This is a genomic window from Streptomyces sp. JNUCC 64 (assembly GCF_054484115.1).
Map to the genome: position 1 here is coordinate 3414098 of NZ_CM137015.1, position 18872 is coordinate 3432969.

Annotated in this window: 14 protein-coding genes; 8 read left to right on the forward strand and 6 right to left on the reverse strand. The window is 75.1% G+C overall.

The window, feature by feature from the left end:
* Window positions 1–172 precede the first annotated feature (172 nt).
* Entirely contained in the window at window positions 173–1171 is a 999-nt protein-coding gene (locus ACVWNX_RS13820; RefSeq protein WP_454414220.1) for an EamA family transporter, read from the reverse strand.
* A 400-nt stretch (window positions 1172–1571) separates the two neighbouring features.
* On the opposite strand from ACVWNX_RS13820, the gene ACVWNX_RS13825 reads away from it, so the two are divergent.
* Window positions 1572–2597, forward strand: a complete 1026-nt coding sequence (locus tag ACVWNX_RS13825; protein WP_454414221.1) for a LysR family transcriptional regulator — start codon at window positions 1572–1574, stop codon at window positions 2595–2597.
* A 117-nt stretch (window positions 2598–2714) separates the two neighbouring features.
* On the opposite strand, the gene ACVWNX_RS13830 is transcribed toward ACVWNX_RS13825, so the two are convergent.
* A complete protein-coding gene (locus ACVWNX_RS13830; RefSeq protein WP_454414222.1) occupies window positions 2715–6077 on the reverse strand; it encodes an FAD-binding and (Fe-S)-binding domain-containing protein in 3363 nt (1120 codons plus the stop codon).
* Window positions 6078–7069: 992 nt separating this feature from the next.
* Between ACVWNX_RS13830 and ACVWNX_RS13835 the strand changes: the two genes are divergently transcribed.
* The 5 genes from ACVWNX_RS13835 to ACVWNX_RS13855 all read left to right on the forward strand — a co-directional run bounded on the left by ACVWNX_RS13835 (window position 7070) and on the right by ACVWNX_RS13855 (window position 12389).
* Window positions 7070–9394, forward strand: a complete 2325-nt coding sequence (locus ACVWNX_RS13835; protein WP_454414223.1) for a sensor histidine kinase — start codon at window positions 7070–7072, stop codon at window positions 9392–9394.
* Window positions 9395–9507: 113 nt separating this feature from the next.
* Window positions 9508–10002, forward strand: a complete 495-nt coding sequence (locus ACVWNX_RS13840) for a roadblock/LC7 domain-containing protein (RefSeq protein WP_454414761.1) — start codon at window positions 9508–9510, stop codon at window positions 10000–10002.
* Window positions 9999–10358, forward strand: coding sequence for a DUF742 domain-containing protein (locus ACVWNX_RS13845; RefSeq protein ID WP_454414224.1), 360 nt, complete (start codon window positions 9999–10001; stop codon window positions 10356–10358). Before ACVWNX_RS13840 ends, ACVWNX_RS13845 begins: the two co-directional genes overlap by 4 nt.
* Window positions 10339–11031 carry a GTP-binding protein gene (locus tag ACVWNX_RS13850; RefSeq protein ID WP_454414225.1) on the forward strand — a complete coding sequence of 231 codons (693 nt, stop codon included), beginning with the start codon at window positions 10339–10341 and terminating at the stop codon, window positions 11029–11031. Before ACVWNX_RS13845 ends, ACVWNX_RS13850 begins: the two co-directional genes overlap by 20 nt.
* The gene (locus tag ACVWNX_RS13855) at window positions 11028–12389 is read left to right on the forward strand and encodes a cytochrome P450 family protein (RefSeq protein WP_454414226.1); all 1362 of its coding nucleotides are present in this window, start codon (window positions 11028–11030) and stop codon (window positions 12387–12389) included. The genes ACVWNX_RS13850 and ACVWNX_RS13855 overlap by 4 nt, the downstream gene beginning before the upstream one ends.
* 162 nt (window positions 12390–12551) lie before the next feature.
* Here ACVWNX_RS13855 and ACVWNX_RS13860 read toward each other — a convergent pair whose 3' ends face one another.
* Both ACVWNX_RS13860 and ACVWNX_RS13865 read right to left on the reverse strand, forming a co-directional pair.
* Window positions 12552–13628, reverse strand: a complete 1077-nt coding sequence (locus ACVWNX_RS13860; RefSeq protein WP_454414227.1) for a winged helix DNA-binding domain-containing protein — start codon at window positions 13626–13628, stop codon at window positions 12552–12554.
* Between the two features lie 26 nt (window positions 13629–13654).
* Complete coding sequence (locus ACVWNX_RS13865; protein WP_454414228.1) at window positions 13655–14389, reverse strand: alpha/beta fold hydrolase; 735 nt, start codon at window positions 14387–14389, stop codon at window positions 13655–13657.
* 80 nt (window positions 14390–14469) lie between these two features.
* On the opposite strand from ACVWNX_RS13865, the gene ACVWNX_RS13870 reads away from it, so the two are divergent.
* Complete coding sequence (locus ACVWNX_RS13870) at window positions 14470–15441, forward strand: helix-turn-helix transcriptional regulator (protein WP_454414229.1); 972 nt, start codon at window positions 14470–14472, stop codon at window positions 15439–15441.
* A 174-nt stretch (window positions 15442–15615) separates the two neighbouring features.
* Window positions 15616–16734 carry a phosphoserine transaminase gene (gene serC / locus ACVWNX_RS13875; RefSeq protein ID WP_454414230.1) on the forward strand — a complete coding sequence of 373 codons (1119 nt, stop codon included), beginning with the start codon at window positions 15616–15618 and terminating at the stop codon, window positions 16732–16734.
* Between the two features lie 128 nt (window positions 16735–16862).
* On the opposite strand, the gene ACVWNX_RS13880 is transcribed toward serC, so the two are convergent.
* Both ACVWNX_RS13880 and ACVWNX_RS13885 read right to left on the reverse strand, forming a co-directional pair.
* On the reverse strand, window positions 16863–17810 hold the full coding sequence (locus tag ACVWNX_RS13880) for an ABC transporter permease (protein WP_454414231.1): 948 nt from the start codon (window positions 17808–17810) through the stop codon (window positions 16863–16865).
* Window positions 17807–18832: an ATP-binding cassette domain-containing protein gene (locus ACVWNX_RS13885; RefSeq protein ID WP_454414232.1), complete on the reverse strand. Its 1026-nt coding sequence runs from the start codon at window positions 18830–18832 to the stop codon at window positions 17807–17809. Before ACVWNX_RS13885 ends, ACVWNX_RS13880 begins: the two co-directional genes overlap by 4 nt.
* Window positions 18833–18872: the final 40 nt, after the last annotated feature.

The following is an 18872-nucleotide window of genomic DNA, read 5'->3' on the forward strand; positions in this document are numbered from 1 at the left end:
CGCGAACGCCACCTCCCCGACGAGCACCCACGGACCGGCGCCCCCACGCACCGCCGACCGCACCCCACGAGCCGCACAGTCCGTGGACGGTGGACGGTGGACGGTGGACGACGGATCACGAACCGCGAACCGTGGGTCGTGAGCCGTGGGTCGCGAACCGTGGGCCACCGCCTCAGACGGTGGCCTTGCCCCGGCCCACCTGGGTGCGCACCGCGCCCATGCTCGCCGCGATGACCAGGGCGATGGCGATCGACTGGGACGCCGTCAGGGTCTGGCTGAGGACGAGGAATCCGGCCGCCGCGGCGATGGCCGGTTCGAGGCTCATCAGGATGGCGAAGGTGGAGGCGGGCAGATGTCGCAGGGCGAGGAGTTCCAGGGTGTAGGGGAGGACGGAGGAGAGCAGGGCGATGGCCGCGCCCAGCCCGAGGACGACCGGGTCGAGCAGCGCCGTACCGGCCTCGGCCACCCCGAACGGCAGGATCATGGCCGCGGCCACGAGCATCGCGAGCGCGAGCCCGTCCGCCTTGGGGAAGCGGCGACCGCTGCGCGCGGCGAAGACGATGTACGCCGCCCACATCGCGCCCGCCCCGAGCGCGTACGCGACCCCGACCGGGTCCAGGGTGCCGAAGCCGCCGCCGCTGAGCAGGAACACCCCGGCCAGCGCGAGGCCCGCCCACAGCAGGTTGACCAGCCGCCGGGAGGCGAGCACCGACAGGACCAGCGGGCCCAGCACCTCCAGGGTGACGGCGGGGCCCATGGGGATGCGGGCGGCGGCCTGGTAGAAGAGTCCGTTCATTCCGGCGAGGGCCACCGCGAAGGCGACGACCGTCGCCCAGTCCGCGCGGGAGTACCCGCGCACCCGGGGGCGGCAGACGGCGACGAGCACCAGCGCGGCGACGACCAGGCGCAGGGTGACGACGCCGAGGACGCCCGCCCTGGGCATCAGCCCGACCGCGAGGGCCGCCCCGAACTGGACGGACACCCCGGCCGCGAGGACCATCCCGACGGGCCCGAGCGAGCCGTACCGGCCGACCGCCCGGTCCAGGACGCCTCCGGAGCCGCCGGGCGCGGGTCCGGCGCCCTGGGCCGGGGCGCCGGGCAGGGGGGCGGAGGGGGCGGACGCCACCGGGGCGGTGGCGGTGGTGACGCCGGGGGTGGTCGGGACGTCCACGGGGTGCCTCTCTCGGGCGGGTCGGAGCGGAACCGAACGGACGGGGCCGGACGGGCGGAGCGGAGTCGAACAGGAGTCGAGCGGGGCGGACGGAACGAGGCGGAACGGTCGGCCAGTCCGGTCCGGTCCAGTCCGGTCCAGTCCGGTCCAGTCCGGTCCAGTCCGGTTCGGGCCGGTTCGGGCCGCCCGGAGTCCATCCGAAGCCACCCGGAAGTCTAAGAAGCTGAACTTTCAGTTCACTGTAGTGCACCGTAATCGATGGGGCCCACCAAATATCGCGCGCCCCTCACCACCGTCTTCCCGCACGACTCGCCGGACGGCGGTCCGCTCCACCCCTCACGCTAGGCGCCCCGCGCGGTGCGGGGAAATGCCGATCGGGAGCCGCTTATGCTTCACGGACATGAGCGCTGACAGCGGACCCGGCGACGGCACCGGGGCCGGTCCCGACACCGGGCGCGGCGCCGGGACCAGACGCGGCTCCGGGACCAGACGCGGCTCCGGGACCAGGCCCGGACGCGGTACCAGTGTCGGTGCCGGCACCGGCACCAGTGGCACCCGCGCCCTGGAGATCCGGCATCTGCGCTGCTTCCTCGCCATCGCCGAGGAGGGCGGCATCACCCGCGCGGCCGCCCGGCTGCGGCTCACCCAGCCGGCCGTGTCGCGGACCCTCGCCGCCCTGGAGGACGCGCTCGGCGTCCGGCTGGTGGACCGTTCCACGCACCACCTCGCGCTGACCGACGCGGGCCGGGCGTTCCAGGACCGGGCGCGGGCCGCCGTCACCGCCTTCGAGGACGCCCTGGCCGCCGGACGCGGCACGCCCCGACCGCTGCGGGTCGGCCACCCCTGGTCGGCACTGGGCCCGTACACCACCCCGCTGCTGAGGCGCTGGCGCGCGGAGCGCCCGGACGCGCCGCTGGAGCTGCTGCGGATCGACGACCGGACGGCGGGGCTGGCCCGGGGCCGGGTCGACGCGGCGTTCCTGCGCGGTCCCGCCGCCGTCCGGGTGCCCGGGCTGGAGTCGGCGCGGCTGTACGAGGAGGGCCGGGTCGCGGCGGTGCCCTCGGACGGGCCGCTGGCGGACCGGGCCGCGCTGCGGCTGGCGGACCTGTCGGACCGGGTGATCGCCCTGAACACGGTCTCCGGGCTGACGTCCCTGGACCTGTGGCCCGCCGCCGTCCGGCCGGTCTCGGTGGTGGAGGTCGCCAACACGGACGACTGGCTGACCGCCATCGCCGCGGACCGGGCGGTCGGCGTCTCGGCCGCCTCGACCGCCGAGATGCATCCCCACCAGGGCGTCACCTACGTCCCGCTGGAGGACGCCCCGCCCGTCCCGGTGTTCCTCGCCTGGCGCGCGGGCACCGAGGACCCCCGGATCCGGGCCCTGCTGACGCTCGCCCGGTCGGTGGTGGCCAGGGCCTCCGGCTGAACCGGACGGGTCCGTCCCGCTGAACAGAGCGGTCCGCCCTCCTGCACCGCCGGAGGACGACACCGGACGGGTTCCCCGGGTTCCCCGGGCTCCCCGCCGGACCGGGGCCGGGACGGCTCATGACCCCGGCGGCAGCCCCCGCGCCGGGCCGTCGTCCGCCGGGCCGTCCGCCGGGCCGTCGTCCGCCGGGCCGTCCGCCGGGCCGTCGGCCAAGCCGTCCGCCAGGACCTCCGCCAGGTGCGCGCCCCGGACGCCCCCCAGTTGGGCGAGCTGGGTGCGGCACGAGTAGCCGTCCGCGAGGACCAGCGCGCCGGGGGGCGCCGAGCGCACCGAGGGCAGCAGCCGGTCCTCCGCGCACCGCGCCGACACCTCGTAGTGGCCCCTCTCGAAGCCGAAGTTCCCCGCGAGTCCGCAGCAGCCGCCGCTGAGTTCCCCGGTGAGCCCGGCGGCCTCCCTGACCCGGCGGTCGGCGGCGTCGCCGAGGACCGCGTGCTGGTGGCAGTGGGTCTGGCCGACCACCGGACGGTCCAGCCGGGGCGGACGCCAGCCGGGCGCCTCGGCCTCCAGCGTCTCGGCGAAGGTCCGCACCCTCCCGGCGAGCCGTGCCGCCCTGGGATCGTGGGGCAGCAGCTCGGGGAGGTCGGTGCGCAGGGTGGCCGCGCAGCTCGGCTCCAGGACCGTGACCGGGGCGTCCGCGCCGGGGCCGGGAGTCCGGTCCAGGAGGTCGAGGGTGCGGGTCATCACCCGGCGTGCCAGGTCGAGTTGGCCGGTGGAGACGTACGTCAGCCCGCAGCACACCCCCGGCGCCACCGCCACGGTCTCCCGGCCCGCCGCCGCCAGCACCCGGACGGCCGCCCGCCCGGTCTCCGGGGAGAGGTGCTCGGTGAAGGTGTCGGGCCACAGCAGCACCGGGTCCGGTTGCCGGTCCGGCGGGAAACCCGGCGGGGAGCCCGTCCGCGAACCCGGGGAGCCCGTCCGGAAGTCCGGCGGAGAGTCCGGCGGAAGGTCCGGCGAGAAGCCCGGTGGAAGGTCCGGCCGGAACGGGGGCTCCGCCGTCCGGCGCTGGCGGGCCAGCCAGCGGGTGAACGGTTCCGGGGCGATCCGGGGGAGGTCCCGTCGCGGGTCCACCCCGGCCAGCCGCTTGCCGAGCGCGGCCAGCGGTTCCCGTCCGGCCAGCGCGTTGACCAGCGGGGCGGCGCGGATCGCGGCGGTCAGCCGGAGCCAGCGGGGCAGCCGTCCCATCGCGTAGTGGGACGCGGGACGGATCCGGCCCGCGTAGTGGTGGTGCAGGAACTCCGCCTTGTACGTGGCCATGTCGACGCCGACCGGGCAGTCCGAGCGGCAGCCCTTGCAGGACAGGCACAGGTCCAGCGCGTCCCGGACCTCGGTGGACCGCCAGCCGCCGGTCACGACCGTCCCCCGTACGGGACCGGGAACGGGAACGGGGCCCGGTCCCGTTCCCGGGCCGGAACCCGCACCACCGGCACCACTGGCACCGGCACCAGCACCAGCACCAGCACCAGCACCAGCACCAGCACCAGCACCAGCACCAGCACCAGCCAGCATCTCGTGGAGCAGCCGGGCCCGGCCCCGGGTGGAGTGCTCCTCCTCGCCGGTCGCCCGGAACGACGGGCACATCACGTCCGCGCCGGGCGCCGTCACCGTGCGGCACTTGGCGACGCCGACGCAGCGGCGGACCGCCGCCGTGAAGTCCCCGCCGTCGTGCGGGTACCCGAACGCCACCGGCACCGGCCCCCGGGGCAGCACCGCGAAGCGGAGGTCCTCGTCCAGCCGCGCCGGGCGGGTCAGCACGCCGGGGTTGAGCACCCCGCGCGGGTCCCACACGTCCTTGACCCGTTCGAACAGCGAGACCAGTTCCGTCCCGTACATCCGGGGCAGCAGCTCCGCGCGGGCCATCCCGTCGCCGTGCTCCCCCGACAGCGAACCGCCGTGGGCGGCCACCAGGTCCGCCAGTTCCTCGGAGAAGGTCCGGAACCGGGCCACCCCGGGGGCGGTCACCAGGTCGAAGTCGATCCGCACGTGCACGCAGCCGTCGCCGAAGTGCCCGTAGGGGGTGCCGCGCAGACCGTGCGCGGCGAGCAGCGCCCGGAAGTCCCGCAGATAGGCGCCGAGCCGGGCGGGCGGCACCGCGCAGTCCTCCCAGCCCGGCCACGCCTCGGAGCCGTCGGGCGTCCGGGTCGCCGTGCCCGCCGCGTCCTCCCTGATCCGCCACAGCGCCCGCCGCCCGGCCGGGTCGGTGACCACCCGGACGTCGAGCGCGTCGGCGGCGCGGGCGATCCGCCCGGCGGCGGCCCGCGCCTCGGCCCCGGTCGCGCCGCCGGTCTCCACGAACAGCCAGGCGGCGCCCCGGGGCAGTCCGGCCGCCGCGCCCGGCGGCACCAGGTCGGCGGCCATGCCCTCGACGGTGAGCGGCCCGTGGGGCAGCAGCCCGGGCGCCGCGTCGGCCGCCGCGCCCTCGTCGGGGTAGCCGAGCACCACGAGGGCCCGGGCGGGGGGCTCCGCCACCAGCTTGACGGTGACCTCGGTGAGCAGCCCGAGGGTCCCCTCCGAACCGCAGAACGCCCGTGCCACGTTCGCCCCGTTCTCCGGCAGCAGGGCGTCGAGAGCGTAGCCGGAGATCCGGCGGGGCAGCTCCGGGAACCCGGTGCGCAGCAGGGCCAGCCGGGACTCCACCAGCGGACGCAGTCCGTCGGGCGCCCCGCGCCAACCGGGACCCAGCCGGACCAGGCCCGGCGCGGTGGACGCCCCGCCGGAGGGGCCCGGGACGGTGGACGGCGCCGGGCCCGGCGGGAGGCTCCCGGACGGGGACGGGCCGCCGGACAGGGACGGAGGGAGGCTGCCGGACGGGGACGGGCCGCCGGACGAGGGCGAGGACGGGCTGCCGGACGGGGACGGGAACGGGGACGGGGAGGGGCCGGGCGACGGGGGCGCGCAGAGGGCGGCGGTCAGGGCGGTGACGTTGTCGGCGGTGGTACCCCAGGCCACCGAGTGGGAGCCGCAGGCGTTGTTGCCGACCATTCCGCCGATGGTGCAGCGCCCGTGCGTCGAGGGGTCGGGGCCGAAGCGCAGTCCGTGCGGGGCGGCGGCCTCCTGGAGCCGGTCCAGGACCAGGCCGGGCTGGACGGTCGCGGTGCGGGACTCCGGGTCGAGCGCCAGGACCCGGTTCAGATGGCGGGTGAAGTCGAGGACCACGCCCGTGCCGGTGGCCTGGCCCGCGATCGAGGTGCCGCCGCCGCGCGCGACCACGGGCACCCCGTACTCCTGACAGACGGTCAGCGCGGCGAGGACGTCGTCCGCGTCCCGGGGTGCCACCACCCCCCACGGCACCCGGCGGTAATTGGAGGCGTCCATGGTGGTCAGGGCGCGGGCGGTGGTTCCGAAGTCGACCTCTCCGGCCACGCTTTCCCGCAACGCGGCCCGCAGGCCGTCGGGTTCGGTTCCGGTCCCGTGATCCGTCATTCCCCCAGCATCCCCCGGCCCGTCCCGCGCCACCGTCCGACATCGACGGTAGACGCGCGTAGACAACGCGTGTAGACGACGCGTGTAGATGAACACCGCCCACGCCGGGGAAATGGCACGACGTGCCAACGTTCCCAGACGTAGGCCAGTCGCGCCCACGACGGTGGACGGGGAATCAGATCGCCGTATACAAGGCGGTCGGTATGTCTCGCATGAGGGAGCCGCCGGGTGGGGAGAGGGAGGGTTGAACGGAAACACACGGGGCGGAAGTTGTCAGGGGAAACGAATGTGGCGGGAGTGGCACCTCAGGGAGCGAGGGGACGACCTCCCGGCCGTTCCTCGTGGAACGCTCCCCGTGACGGGCTCCGGGGACACCCCCGGAAGGGAGCCGCGCGGAAATGCCTCGCGGACCCGGCCACCGAAACGGCACGCGCGACCACCGTTCGCTCACGGGACACAACCGTCCACTCACGAAACACACAGGAACCCCACATGAGGCTATTGGTTCAGACCAATTCTTTAGCACGGCGATACGAAATCCCGTATTCGCGCGACCCATTGCTCCCAAACCGATGGGGAACTCTCCTATAGTGGCGACAAGTTGAGCGGAGAGCGTTTCCTCCCGGTACCACGGGACGCTCCGGCCCACTCCGTCGTCCGACTCGGCGCAGCCCACCACCCCGGGGCCCGGCCCCCTCGGGACCCTCCAGGGGCTACCCGCACCTCCGTACGTCCGCCTGTCCGCACCTCCGTCGACGGTCACCTGGTCACCTGGTCACCTGGTCACCTGGTCACCTGGTCACCTGGTCACCTGGAGGACGGTCCGGCCGGGGCGGCCAACCCGCCGGACGGCCCCACCGGTCCCCCGTCCCCGAGCCCCTTCCTCCTCCGGCCCCGCCCCCACTCCCCGGCCCGCACCCGGCCCGTCCGGCACCGCTCACCGACCGCCCCGTGGACTCGCCCACCGAGGACATGACCCGAGGACACGTTTGATGACCGCGCCCCCGCCGCACGCGCGCCCCGCGTCCGACCCGCCGCACCCCGCGCCCGCCCCGCACCTCCCGGCCGCGGCGCGGCACCGTCCCCCCACCGCCGCGACCACCGGCCCCACGGCCCCCTCGCCCACCACGGCCCACCCCACCGGAGACCTCCCGCTCTCCCACCCCACCCCGCCGGTCGGCACCGCCCTCCACTCCCCCGCCGTCCCGTCCGGCGACCGCGTCCGGCCGCTGCCCTCCGTCCTGGCCGGAGTGCTCGCCCTGCTGCTCGCCTCGGGCGCCGCGCTCGCCGCCGCCCTGGCCGTACCGCCCGGCGCCCGGCGGGAGGCCGTCCTGGGCGGCGCGGCGGTGGGCGCCCTGCTGCTGGCCGTCACCGTCGCGACCGCGCGCCACGCCCTGCGCACCGTCGCGGCCCTGCGCGTCCGGCTGACCGCCGCGGCCGTCGACACCGGACGGCTGGCCGCCGAGAGCGCCGCCCTCGCCGAACGCCGCAACCGTGAACACGGCCTCCACACACGGGAGCTGACGAGTCACCGGGCCCACGCCACGGCCGAACTCGACCGGACCCGGACCCGGCTCACCTCGGAGTTCGACCGGGAACGGGAGCGGATCACCACCGAGTCGGACCGGGAACGGGAACGGCTGAGCACCGAACTCGACCGGGAACGTGAGCACTCCGGCGCCGAACGCGACCGGCTGACCGCCGAACGGGACCGCCTCGCCGCCGAGAACGCACGGCTCGCCGAGGAGGTCGAACGCGCCACCGCCGACCGGGCCGCCACCCTGGCCGCCTGCGCCAACGCCGCCGGACGGCTCCAGGCCCTGGCCACCGGCACCCTCGCGGACCTGCGCCGGATGGAGGAGCAGCACGACGACGAGAACGTCCTCGCCGATCTGCTCCACATCGACCACCGCACCGCGCGCACCGGACGGCTCGCGGACTCGGTGGCCCTGCTCACCGGGGCCCGCTCCGGCCGCCGGTGGGCCCGTCCCATCGTGATGGAGTCCATCCTGCGCGGCGCCATGGGCCGGATCAGCGCCTACCAGCGGGTCCGGGTGCACTCCACCAGCGAGACCGCCGTGGCCGGGCACGCCGCCGAGGGCGTCATGCACGCGCTCGCCGAACTGCTCGACAACGCCGCGAACTTCTCCCCGCCGACCGCCGAGGTCCACGTCTACGTGGAGGAGGTCCCGGCCGGGGTCGTCCTCTCCGTCGAGGACAGCGGTCTGGTGATGAGCGACCTCCAACTGCGGCGCGCCGAACGGGCGGTGTCCGGCGACCAGACGGAGCTGGGCGGACTGTCCGGCACCCGGCTGGGTCTCGCGGTGGTGGGACGGCTCGCCCGCAAGCACGGGCTGACGGTGTCGTTCCGCCCGTCGGCGCGGGGCGGTACCGGGGTCGTGATGATGGTCCCCCGCGAGCTGCTGACCGGCGCCGACGCGGTGCCCTCACGGTACGCGGGGCTGCCGGTGCCGGAGTCCCCCGACGACACCGTCCCCGAGTCCGGTACCTACCCCTCCGGTGTCGAGTTCGGCACCGACCCCGTCCCCGGCACCGGGTCCGAGACCGATTCGGGTTCCGGGTCCGGGTCCGGTACCGGGTCCCGCGCCCGACCCGACGCCCCGCCCGGCAGTGGTTCCGGTACCGAGTCCGCAGCCGTCGCCGGTTCCGCGTCCGGAGCCGTCCCCGAGCCCGTCGCCCACGGCCGGGGAGGGGCCGTCCCCGCGCGCCTCCCCGCACCGGGCGCGCCAGCCGTACCGGAGTCCCCACCGGCACCAGCGCTGACACCGGTACCGGTTCCCGCACCGGCGCCAGTTCCCGCACCGGCACCCGCACCCGCACCCGCACCCATGACGGCCCGCCCGACCGCGCCCGCCCCGCACCCGTTGTCGTTCTCGTACGCCGCCGCCCGCGCGTTCGCCGAGGACGGCGTGGACGTCGAACCCCCGCCGTCCCACGGCCGGTCGACGGCGGGACGGGGACGGGTCCCGCAGGGGCCCGCTCCGGAGCGGGCCCCCGGACGGACCACGGAACCGGACGCCGAACCGGACCCGGGTCCGGGCGCGGGTCAGACGGCCCGGCCGGAGCCGCTCCCCCGGCGCTCCCGGGGCCGCACCCTCGCCACCGCCGAGGCCCGGCGGCACGGCGGGGAGGAGCCGTACACGGCCCCCGACCCCGTGGCCGCCGCCGCCCGCGCGGCCCGCTTCAGCAGTTTCCGGGAGGCCGTCCGTGGCACCCCGGCCCCCGGCCCGGCGCCGCGTCCCCCGGCGCCCCCGGCCGACGTCCCGCACCACCAGGAAGGCGATCCCACCCCATGACCGGCACCGCTCGTCCCCACCCCACCGCTCCCAGCGCCGACACCGACACCACCGCGGGGACGCCGGTCCACGCGTTCGACGCGGCCTACCCGAAGGCCACGTACCGCGCGGACATGGACCGTCCCGTCACCGTGCCGGGCCCCGCCGCCACCGCCACCACCGTCGACGACACCTTCGCCTGGCTGCTGGAAGGGCTGCTCGCCCGTACCCCGGGCGCCCGGCACGCCCTGGTCCTCTCCCGCGACGGGCTCAAGCTGTGCCGGACCCCGGAGCTCTCCGTCGACCAGGCCGACCAGCTCGCGGCCATCGCGGCGGGCATCCACTCGCTGTCCCACGGCGCGTCCGTGGAGTTCGGCGACGGCAAGGGCGGGGTGCGCTCGGCGATGGCCGAGTTCCACGGCGGGGTGCTGTTCATCATGGAGGCCGGACAGGGCGCCCATCTCGCGGTCGTCGCCGCCGAGGACGCGGAGGCCGGGATCGTCGGCCACCACATGAACGAACTGGTGGAGCAGCTCGGCGCGCATCTGTCGGCGGAGCCCCGCGCCGTGGACGACGTCGCGGCCGGCCGCCGCGCCCCGGAGGGACCGCGCACCGCGCCCGGCCGGTGAGCCGCCGCGCCCGGGACGAGGTGCCGGATCGGCTCTACACCCTCACCGGCGGACGCAGCGGACCCGCCGCGGACACCCCGCTCGACCTGGTCACGCTGATCGTCGCGGAGTCGGGGCCGAGGCCCGGGATGCAGTCGGAGCACGCCGCGATCCTGCGGATGTGCGAACTGCCCACGGCGGTGGTGGAGATCGCGGCGGACCTGCGGCTCCCGGTGAGCATCACCCGGGTGCTGCTGTCCGATCTGCTGGCGGCGGGCCGGGTCAGCGCCCGGCATCCGCACCGGGCGCTCCCGCGCGAGAGCTTTCCCGATTCCGAACTCCTGGAACAGGTGCTCAATGGCCTCCGAAGAATCTGAAGAGACGGACGGCACCACCGGCCCCGCCGCGCGGCCCGCGCTGGAGCCGACCGCCGAGACCGGTCTGAAGATCGTGGTCGTCGGCGGCTTCGGCGTGGGCAAGACGACCCTGGTCCGCTCGGTGAGCGAGATCCGTCCGCTGAACACGGAGGAGACCCTCACCCGCGCCGGTGCGGAGGTGGACGACCTGACCGGGGTCAAGGCCAAGTCGGAGACGACCGTGGCCTTCGACTTCGGACGGATCTCGCTCGGACCGCGCCATGTGCTCTATCTGTTCGGGGCGCCGGGGCAGCCCCGGTTCTGGTTCCTGTGGGACCAGCTCTTCGAGGGGGCCCTCGGCGCGGTGGTGCTGGTGGACACGCGTCGGGTGGACGACTGCTGGTACGCGGTGGACCGGCTGGAACAGATCGGCACGCCGTTCATCGTGGCCCGCAACGACTTCGGCGGCCCCCCGTACACCCCCGCCGAGCTGCGCGAGGCGCTGGACCTCGACCCGGACGTACCGGTCATCGACTGCGACGCGCGCTCCCGGGAGTCGGCGGCCCGGGTGCTCATCACCCTGGTCGAGCACCTGACGACCCGCTCCGGCCCGGCTGCCCGGCCGCGCCCGGACGCTCCCGACGCCTCCAGCGCTCCCAACGCTCCCGGCGCTCCGGACGGGACGCCGCGATGACCACCCCGTCGTACTCCGGCACCGGTCCCGGCACCAGTTCCGGTTCCGGCCCCCGTGCCGGGCCGCCGCCCGTGGACGCACCTGTGGACCCGTCCCCTCCCCCGATCCCGCTGAGCCGGTTGCGGGCGCCGGACGCCAGCGCCGCCCTCCACCAGGAACTGCGCCGGACGTACGGTCCGGTGGCGCCCGTGCTGCTCGACGACGGGGTCCCGGCCTGGCTGGTGCTCGGTTACCGGGAGCTGCACCAGGTGACCGCCGATCCGGAGCTGTTCAGCCGGGACGCCTCGCTGTGGAACCGTCGCGGCGCCGTCCCCGACGGCTGGCCGCTGCCCCCGCACACCGGGCCGGACGCGCCGACCGTCCTGCACACCACCGGTCCCCGGCACACCGGACGGGCGGCGGTGATCGCCGACGCGCTGGCCGGGGAGGACCCGTTCCGGCTGCGGGAGCACGCCGAGCGGTTCGCCGACGAACTCGTCGACGGGTTCTGCGCCCGGGGCGAGACGGACGTCATCGCGGCGTACGCGGTGCCGCTGCCGGTCCGGGTGCTGGCCCGGCTGTTCGGCTTCCCCCCGGCGGCGGCCCCGGAGCTGGAGGCGGCGCTGGTCGCGGTCGCGGACGGCGGCGAGCGGGCGGACGGCGGACGGGAGCGGCTGGCGGCGGCGGTCGCCGGACTGCTGACGGAGCGCCGCCGGACGCCGGGCGACGACGTGGCCTCCCGGATGCTCGCCGGGTCGACCGGACCGGCCGACGCGGCGGAACGGACGGAGACGGGACCGGCTGAGACGGAACCAACGGACGAAGCGGTCGCCCGGGACCTGGCGCTGATGCTGATCGCGGGGCACCGGCCGACCGCCGACTGGATCGGCAACACGCTGCGGCTGATGCTGACCGACGACCGGTTCGCGGCCTCCCTGTCGGGCGGTCGGCGCAGTGTGGTCGAGGCGATGAACGAGGTGCTGTGGGAGGACCCGCCCGTGCGGAACGTGGCCGGACGGTGGGCGACCCGGGACACGGTGCTCGGGGAGCGCCGGGTGCGCGCCGGTGACCTGCTGGTCCTGGGGCTGGCGGCGGCCAACGCGGACCCGGGGATCCGGGCCGACCGCACCGCGTTGACCGGCGGCAACAACGCGTTCTTCTCCTTCGGGCACGGTGCGCACCGCTGTCCGTTCCCGGCCCGGGAGATCGCGGAGGTCATCGCGCGGACCGGGATCGAGGTGGTCCTGGACCGACTGCCGGACCTCGATCTGGCGGTCGCCCCGGGGGAGCTGACGCGCCGCCCGTCACCTTGGCTGCGGGGGGTGGCCCGGCTGCCGGTCCGCTTCACCCCGGCAGCCGCGCTCGGCCCACGCCGCTGACCCGGTCCCGGTTCCGGGCGCGACCCCGGTCCAGGTCCCGACCCAGGTCCCGGGCCGAGCCCAAGTCGCCCCGTGCCGTTGGTGGTCGTGATGTCGAGCGTCGTCCGGGGCCTGGGGGGGGCGGGATGGGGGCCGCCCTTTCGGGCCCGGGACGCGGCTCGGCTACGCGGTGGGCCGCAGAAAGCCGACGACCGCCTCCTTCTCCCCGTCGACGCCCCGCTCGGTCCGGGGCGGGACGGGTTCGAACGGGTCCACCTGGACGGAGCGCGAGCCGGGGCCACGGGTCCAGGTGGCGACGGCCAGGCCGTCGGCGAGGACGGTGGGCCGGATGAGGCCGCCGCCCGGCCAGACGCGGGCCTGGTGCGGAGCCGGGACGGACAGCTCCCGGGTGCGGTAGCCGATCAGGTAGCCGTCGTAGGCGGGCAGCATGCGGACGTCCGGTCCGTCGGACGGACCGGGGAGTTCCCCCGCCCGCCCGGCGAGCACGGTCCACGCGCCGTACTCGGTGATCACGCCGGATCGCGCCAGGGTCTTCCAGGCCCGGCGGGCCCAGGTGACCGGCAGTCCGGACCAGGTGGCGAAGTCCTCCGGGGCGGCGGGGCCGTGCGCGGCCAGATAGCGGCGGACCAGCTCGGTGAGAGCGTCGTCGCCCTCCCGCCGCAAGCTCCCGGTGGCGGGCAGCCAGTCGTCGAGCAGCACGTACGTGGCCTCACCGGCACGGCGCGGGCCGTGGCAGAGGACGCCGGTGAGTGCCGCGTGGCGGATCAGGTGGAACGGCGCCTGCCCGTCCGGCGGAACGCCGAGGGTGGTGAGGCGCTCGGTCAGCTCGGCCCGGGTGAGCGGGCCGTGCGCGGCGAGGACGCGCCGGATGAGACGGTCGGCGCGCTGGCGCAGCTCGTCGACCAGGCCCAGCTGCTGGTAGCGGTGGCCGGACGCCGCGAGAAGTCGCGGGGCCAGCAGCCGCAGCACCCAGTGGGCGTCGTCGCTGGGGATGGTGTGCAGGGTGCCGCGCAGGTACCAGTTGCGGACGATGCTCCGTTCCTCTTCGTAGGCCGTGCGGACGGCCCGGGCGGTGAGGTCCCGGCCGCGCACCCGGATGCCCAGGTCGGCGGCCGTGGCGTCCTGGGCCTGGACGGCGAAGACCCGTCGTACGACCGCCTCGGCGGAGTCCTCGCGCACTCCGCCCGCCAGCGCCTGCGCACGGGCCCGCAGCCCTCGGACGCTCTCGTGGTCGGGCATCGGGCCGTGCCTCCCGGCCGACGCGGTCAGGAGACGGCCTTGTCGAGGACACCGGCGAGTTCGGCGGGCGCGGACAGCATCGGCCAGTGCCCGGTGGCCAGGTCGAAGCGCCGCCACGGCGGCTGGTTCAGATGGGCCAGCATCGGCACCCCGGCTTCCAGCAGCCCCGTGAAGTCACGGCACGCGATCAGGACGCGGTCCACACCGGGACCGGGCTCGGCAGGACCGGCGAGGCGCTGGGTGAACGTGCCGAACGGCTGAGGGGTGGCGCGGGTGAGCAGAGCGTTCCGCCGGTCCTCGTCGAGCCCGTCGAGGCTGCTGGACGCGCCCAGCACCTCGAAGGGCGGTATCGGCAGCCGCCACCCGTCGCCGGAGGCGTCGACCTGTCGGCGCAGCTCGTCCGCCGCCTGCGGCGGCATGAGGTCGAGCATGCGCATGCCCTCGGCGAACGGGGCGCTGTCCACGTAGACCACGCGCTCCAGCCGGTCGCCGAGACGACCGGCGGCCCCGGTCACCGGGGCCGCCGCGTAGCTGTGGGCGACCAGGGTGACCTCGCGGAGACCGTTCCGCTCGACGAATCCGGTGATGTCCGCGATGTGGGTGTCCAGATCCGTCCCGGGTCCGCCCTGTTCGGCGTGCTCGGCCAGGCCCGTCAGGGTCAGCGGCAGCGCCGTGTGGCCGCGCTCCCGCAGCGCGCGGGCGGTGTCTTCCCAGGCCCACGCCCCGAGCCAGGCGCCGGGAACGAGTACGAAGGTGGCCATGTGATCTCCCAGAAGTGAGGTGCTGTGGGGAGCGTAAAGTCGATACAGGACAGAATCCGCCCTGAAATGCCGAGTGATCGATGTCGCGTCCCCTGACCCGTGTGCTGACCCTGCTCGAACTCCTCCAGTCCCATGCCCGGCTCACCGGGACGGAGCTGGCCGAGCGCCTGGACACCGATGTGCGCACGGTGCGTCGGCACGTGTCCCAGCTGAGGGACCTGGGCATCCCCGTGGAAGCCGAACGCGGTCGCCACGGCGGCTACCGGCTGGCCCGTGGCTACCGCATGCCGCCCCTGGTCCTCACCAATGACGAGGCCCTCGCCGTCGTTCTCGGCCTGCTCGGCGCTGACCGCCTGGGCATGGGCACCGCCGCCCCGGCCACCGCAGGGGCCCTGGCCAAGATCGAACGGGTGCTCCCGCAGGCCCTGCGCGAACCGCTCGCCGCCATGCGGCAGACCCTGTCGTTCACCGCCGACGCCGTGATCGGGCAGGCACCCGGAACCGGCGTCCTGCTGGCGCTGGCCCAGGCGTCCCGCGCCCGCACGACCGTCGCCATCAGCCACCGCTCCTGGCGCCAGGAACACACCGAACGCGACGTCGACCCCTACGGCGTGGTCTTCCACACCGGCCGCTGGTACGTCGTCGGCCACGACCACCTCCGCGACGACCTGCGCACCTTCCGCATCGACCGCGTCGCCTCCGTCACCCCCCGGGGCCACGGCTTCACCGCGCCCGACGGCTTCGACCCCGTCGCCCATCTGACCTCGACCCTCGCCCAGGGGTCCTACCGCTGGCAGGTCGAGGTGACGATCCACGGCCCGCTCGACGAGATCGCCCGTCGGCTGGGCAGGGCGGTGACCCTCACCGCTGGGCCCACCGGGGTCCTCATGCGCGCACGGGCGGAACGGCTGGACGGCATGGCGCATCTGCTCGCCTCCCTGGAATGGCCCTTCACCGTCCACCACCCCGACGAACTGCGGCAGGCGCTCCAGGACCTGGCCGACCGGCTCGCCGCGACCGCCCGGCGGAGGCCGGAAGAACCACCACGGTGAATCCGGCGCGTATCCCGTCACCCCCGAGAGGCCGCCCCGGAGTCGGTCTAGGAGGGCGCCCCGGAGTCCGTCCAGGAGTCAGTCCCGGAGGGCGCCCCGGAGTCCGTCTCAGAGTCCGTCTCAGCCGCCGGACACCCGGCCGGGGGCGTCCGGTGAGGGGCTAGGCTCCGTTCCGTGGCTGAGATCCAGATTCCCGCTGACATCAAGCCCGCGGACGGCCGTTTCGGCGCGGGCCCCTCCAAGGTGCGGACGGAGGCGCTGGACGCCCTGGCCGCCACCGGTACGTCACTGCTCGGCACCTCCCACCGGCAGGCTCCGGTGAAGGACCTGGTCGGCCGGGTCCGGGACGGCGTGAGCCGGCTCTTCGACCTGCCCGACGGTTACGAGGTGGTCCTGGGCAACGGCGGCTCGACCGCGTTCTGGGACATCGCGACCCACGGGCTCATCGACTCCCGCTCCCAGCACCTCACCTTCGGCGAGTTCTCCTCGAAGTTCGCCAAGGCCGCCAAGCTCGCCCCCTGGCTCCAGGACCCGTCCGTGGTCAGCGCCGACCCGGGCACCCATCCGCTGCCGGTCGCCGAGGCGGGCGTGGACGTGTACGCGTACACCCACAACGAGACCTCGACCGGTGTCGCGATGCCGCTGAAGCGGGTCGAGGGCGCCGACGAGGGCGCGCTCGTCCTGGTCGACGCGACCTCCGGCGCGGGCGGTCTGCCGGTGGACGTCAGCGAGACGGACGTCTACTACTTCGCCCCGCAGAAGTCCTTCGGTTCCGAGGGCGGGCTGTGGCTCGGGGTGTTCTCCCCGGCCGCGATCGAGCGCGCCGAGCGGATCCACGCCTCCGGCCGTCACATCCCGGAGTTCTTCTCGCTGCCGACGGCGATCGACAACTCCCGCAAGAACCAGACGTACAACACCCCGGCCCTGACCACCCTGTTCCTGCTGGCCGAGCAGCTGGACTGGTTCAACGGCCAGGGCGGTCTGGACTGGGCGGTGCGGCGCACCGCGACCTCCGCCCGGACCCTGTACGGCTGGGCCGAGGCCAGCAAGTACGCCAACCCGTTCGTGGCGGACCCGGCGCAGCGTTCGGCCGTGATCGGCACGATCGACTTCGTCGACGAGGTGGACGCCTCCGCCGTCGCCAAGGCGCTGCGCGCCAACGGCATCGTGGACACCGAGCCGTACCGCAAGCTGGGCCGCAACCAGCTGCGCGTGGCGATGTTCCCGGCGGTCGACCCGGCGGACATCGAGGCGCTGACGCGGTCCATCGACTACGTCATCGAGCAGCTCTGATCGTCAAGCGGCTCTGATCGTCGGGCGGCTCTGACCGTCGAGTGGTTCTGACCGACGACGCGCACGGCTGAGGGGGCGGTACCCGGTCTCGGGTACCGCCCCCTCACGCGTTCCGGCCGTCCGGAACGTCAGCGGCTGAGGCCCTGGAAGCGGCGCACCGCCAGCGGCAGGAACACCGCCGTGATCACCAGCGGCCAGACCACGGCCATCAGCACCGCGTTCTGCTCCACCCAGGAGTCCCCGCTGCCGACCGGGCTGCCCAGGAGTTCACGGGCGGCGGCGACGGTCGAGGAGATCGGGTTCCAGGCCGCGACGTGGCCGAGCCAGTCCGGCATCAGCTGGGGCGCGACGAAGATGCTGGAGATCATCGTCAGCGGGAAGGCGACCGCGAACAGTCCGCCCGCCGCCTCCGGGTTCGGGACCAGCAGCCCCAGCCAGACGCCCACCCAGATCAGGCTGAAGCGGAGCAGCAGCAGGAGTCCGAAGGCGGCGATCCCGCCGAGGAGCCCGCCGTCCGGCCGCCAGCCCATCGCGAGCGCGGTGAGCATCAGGATCGTCAGCTCGGCGCAGGCCACGATGAGGTCGGTGACGCCCCGGCCGGAGACCACCGCGGAGGGGGCCATCGGCATGGAGCGGAACCGGTCGATGACGCCCTTGGTCGCGTCGTGGACGACGACGGTCGCCGTGTTGATGAACCCGAAGGCCATGGTCATCGCGAACATGCCGGGCATCAGGAAGTCCCGGTAGTCGCCGCCGCCCGGCACGGTCATCGCGCTGCCGAAGACGTACCCGTACAGCAGTACCGACAGGATCGGGAAGCCGAGTTGCCAGGCGATGGCGATGGGCTGGCGCTGGTAGTGGGTGATCCCCCGGCGGACGATGCTCCAGCAGTCCGCGACGGCCCAGTAGAGCCGTCCGTGGCGCGGCGCGTCCTCCCCGCCCCCCGACGGGAAGGACGCGCCGGCGCCGGTCGGGCTCCCGGCACCCTTCCCGGTACCGGTACCGGCCTCGGTCCCGCTCGTCACGCCCGTAGTGCTCGTGGTGCCCGCAGTGCTCGTGGTGCCCGTGGTGCTCATCGCCCGGCCCTCCCCTGCTCGTCCGTCCGCCGTGTCGCCGTGTCCGTGCCGTCGGCGCCCGTCTCCCCGTCGCCGGAGCGCTCCGCCCGCTGGCCGGTCAGCCGCAGGAAGACGTCGTCCAGGCTGGGCCTGCGCAGTCCGATGTCCTCGACCTGGACGCCCTCGTCCTGGAGGGTGCGGGCGACTTCGGTGAGGGCGGCCACCCGGTCGACCACCGGGGCGTGCACCCGGCGCTCGGTCGCGTCGGTCTCCGGCTCGCCCTCCACCACCCGGGACACGACCCGCGCCGCGCGGGGCAGATCGGCGGCCTCGGTGACGACGACCTCGATCCGGTCGCCGCCGACGGTGTCCTTCAGTCCGTCGGGGGTGTCGTCCGCGATGGCCCGGCCCCGGTCGATGACGGTGATCCGGGAGGCCAGCTTGTCGGCCTCCTCCAGGTACTGGGTGGTCAGCAGCACCGTGGTGCCGCCCGCCACCAGCCGCCGCACGGCCTCCCAGACCTCGCCCCGGCTGCGCGGGTCGAGGCCGGTGGTGGGCTCGTCGAGGAAGAGGACGTCGGGGGTGAGGATCATCGAGGCGGCGAGGTCGAGACGGCGCCGCATCCCGCCGCTGTACTTGCCGACGCCCCGGTCCCCGGCCTCCAGCAGGTCGAACCGCTCCAGCAGCTCGGTGGCCCGGCGGCGCGCCCCGGCGCCGCCGAGGTGGAACAGCCTGCCGAACATCTCCAGGTTCTGCCGCCCCGTCAGCACCTCGTCCACGGCGGCGTACTGACCGGTGAGACCGATCCGGGAGCGGACCTCGCGGGGCCGGGTCCGGACGTCGAGCCCGGCCACGGTCGCCCGGCCGCCGTCCAGCTTGACCAGGGTGGACAGGATGCGGACGGCGGTGGTCTTGCCCGCGCCGTTGGGGCCGAGCAGCCCGTGCACGGTCCCCCGCCGCACCGCCAGGTCGAACCCGTCCAGGGCCCGCTTCTCGCCGTACCTCTTCTGGAGCCCCTCGGCCCGCACCGCGTACTCGTTCATCGTTCCTCCACCCCGTACCGCCCCCTGCTCGGGCTCGTAC

Excerpts from the sequence above, each read along its gene's own strand:
- ACVWNX_RS13825 (WP_454414221.1), top strand. The coding sequence starts at position 1,572 with ATGAGCGCTGACAGCGGACCCGGCGACGGCACCGGGGCCGGTCCCGAC.
- ACVWNX_RS13830 (WP_454414222.1), bottom strand. The coding sequence starts at position 6,077 with ATGACGGATCACGGGACCGGAACCGAACCCGACGGCCTGCGGGCCGCG.
- ACVWNX_RS13835 (WP_454414223.1), top strand. The coding sequence starts at position 7,070 with ATGACCGCGCCCCCGCCGCACGCGCGCCCCGCGTCCGACCCGCCGCAC.
- ACVWNX_RS13840 (WP_454414761.1), top strand. The coding sequence starts at position 9,508 with ATGGACCGTCCCGTCACCGTGCCGGGCCCCGCCGCCACCGCCACCACC.
- ACVWNX_RS13850 (WP_454414225.1), top strand. The coding sequence starts at position 10,339 with ATGGCCTCCGAAGAATCTGAAGAGACGGACGGCACCACCGGCCCCGCC.
- ACVWNX_RS13855 (WP_454414226.1), top strand. The coding sequence starts at position 11,028 with ATGACCACCCCGTCGTACTCCGGCACCGGTCCCGGCACCAGTTCCGGT.
- ACVWNX_RS13860 (WP_454414227.1), bottom strand. The coding sequence starts at position 13,628 with ATGCCCGACCACGAGAGCGTCCGAGGGCTGCGGGCCCGTGCGCAGGCG.
- ACVWNX_RS13865 (WP_454414228.1), bottom strand. The coding sequence starts at position 14,389 with ATGGCCACCTTCGTACTCGTTCCCGGCGCCTGGCTCGGGGCGTGGGCC.
- ACVWNX_RS13870 (WP_454414229.1), top strand. The coding sequence starts at position 14,470 with ATGTCGCGTCCCCTGACCCGTGTGCTGACCCTGCTCGAACTCCTCCAG.
- ACVWNX_RS13880 (WP_454414231.1), bottom strand. The coding sequence starts at position 17,810 with ATGAGCACCACGGGCACCACGAGCACTGCGGGCACCACGAGCACTACG.
- ACVWNX_RS13885 (WP_454414232.1), bottom strand. The coding sequence starts at position 18,832 with ATGAACGAGTACGCGGTGCGGGCCGAGGGGCTCCAGAAGAGGTACGGC.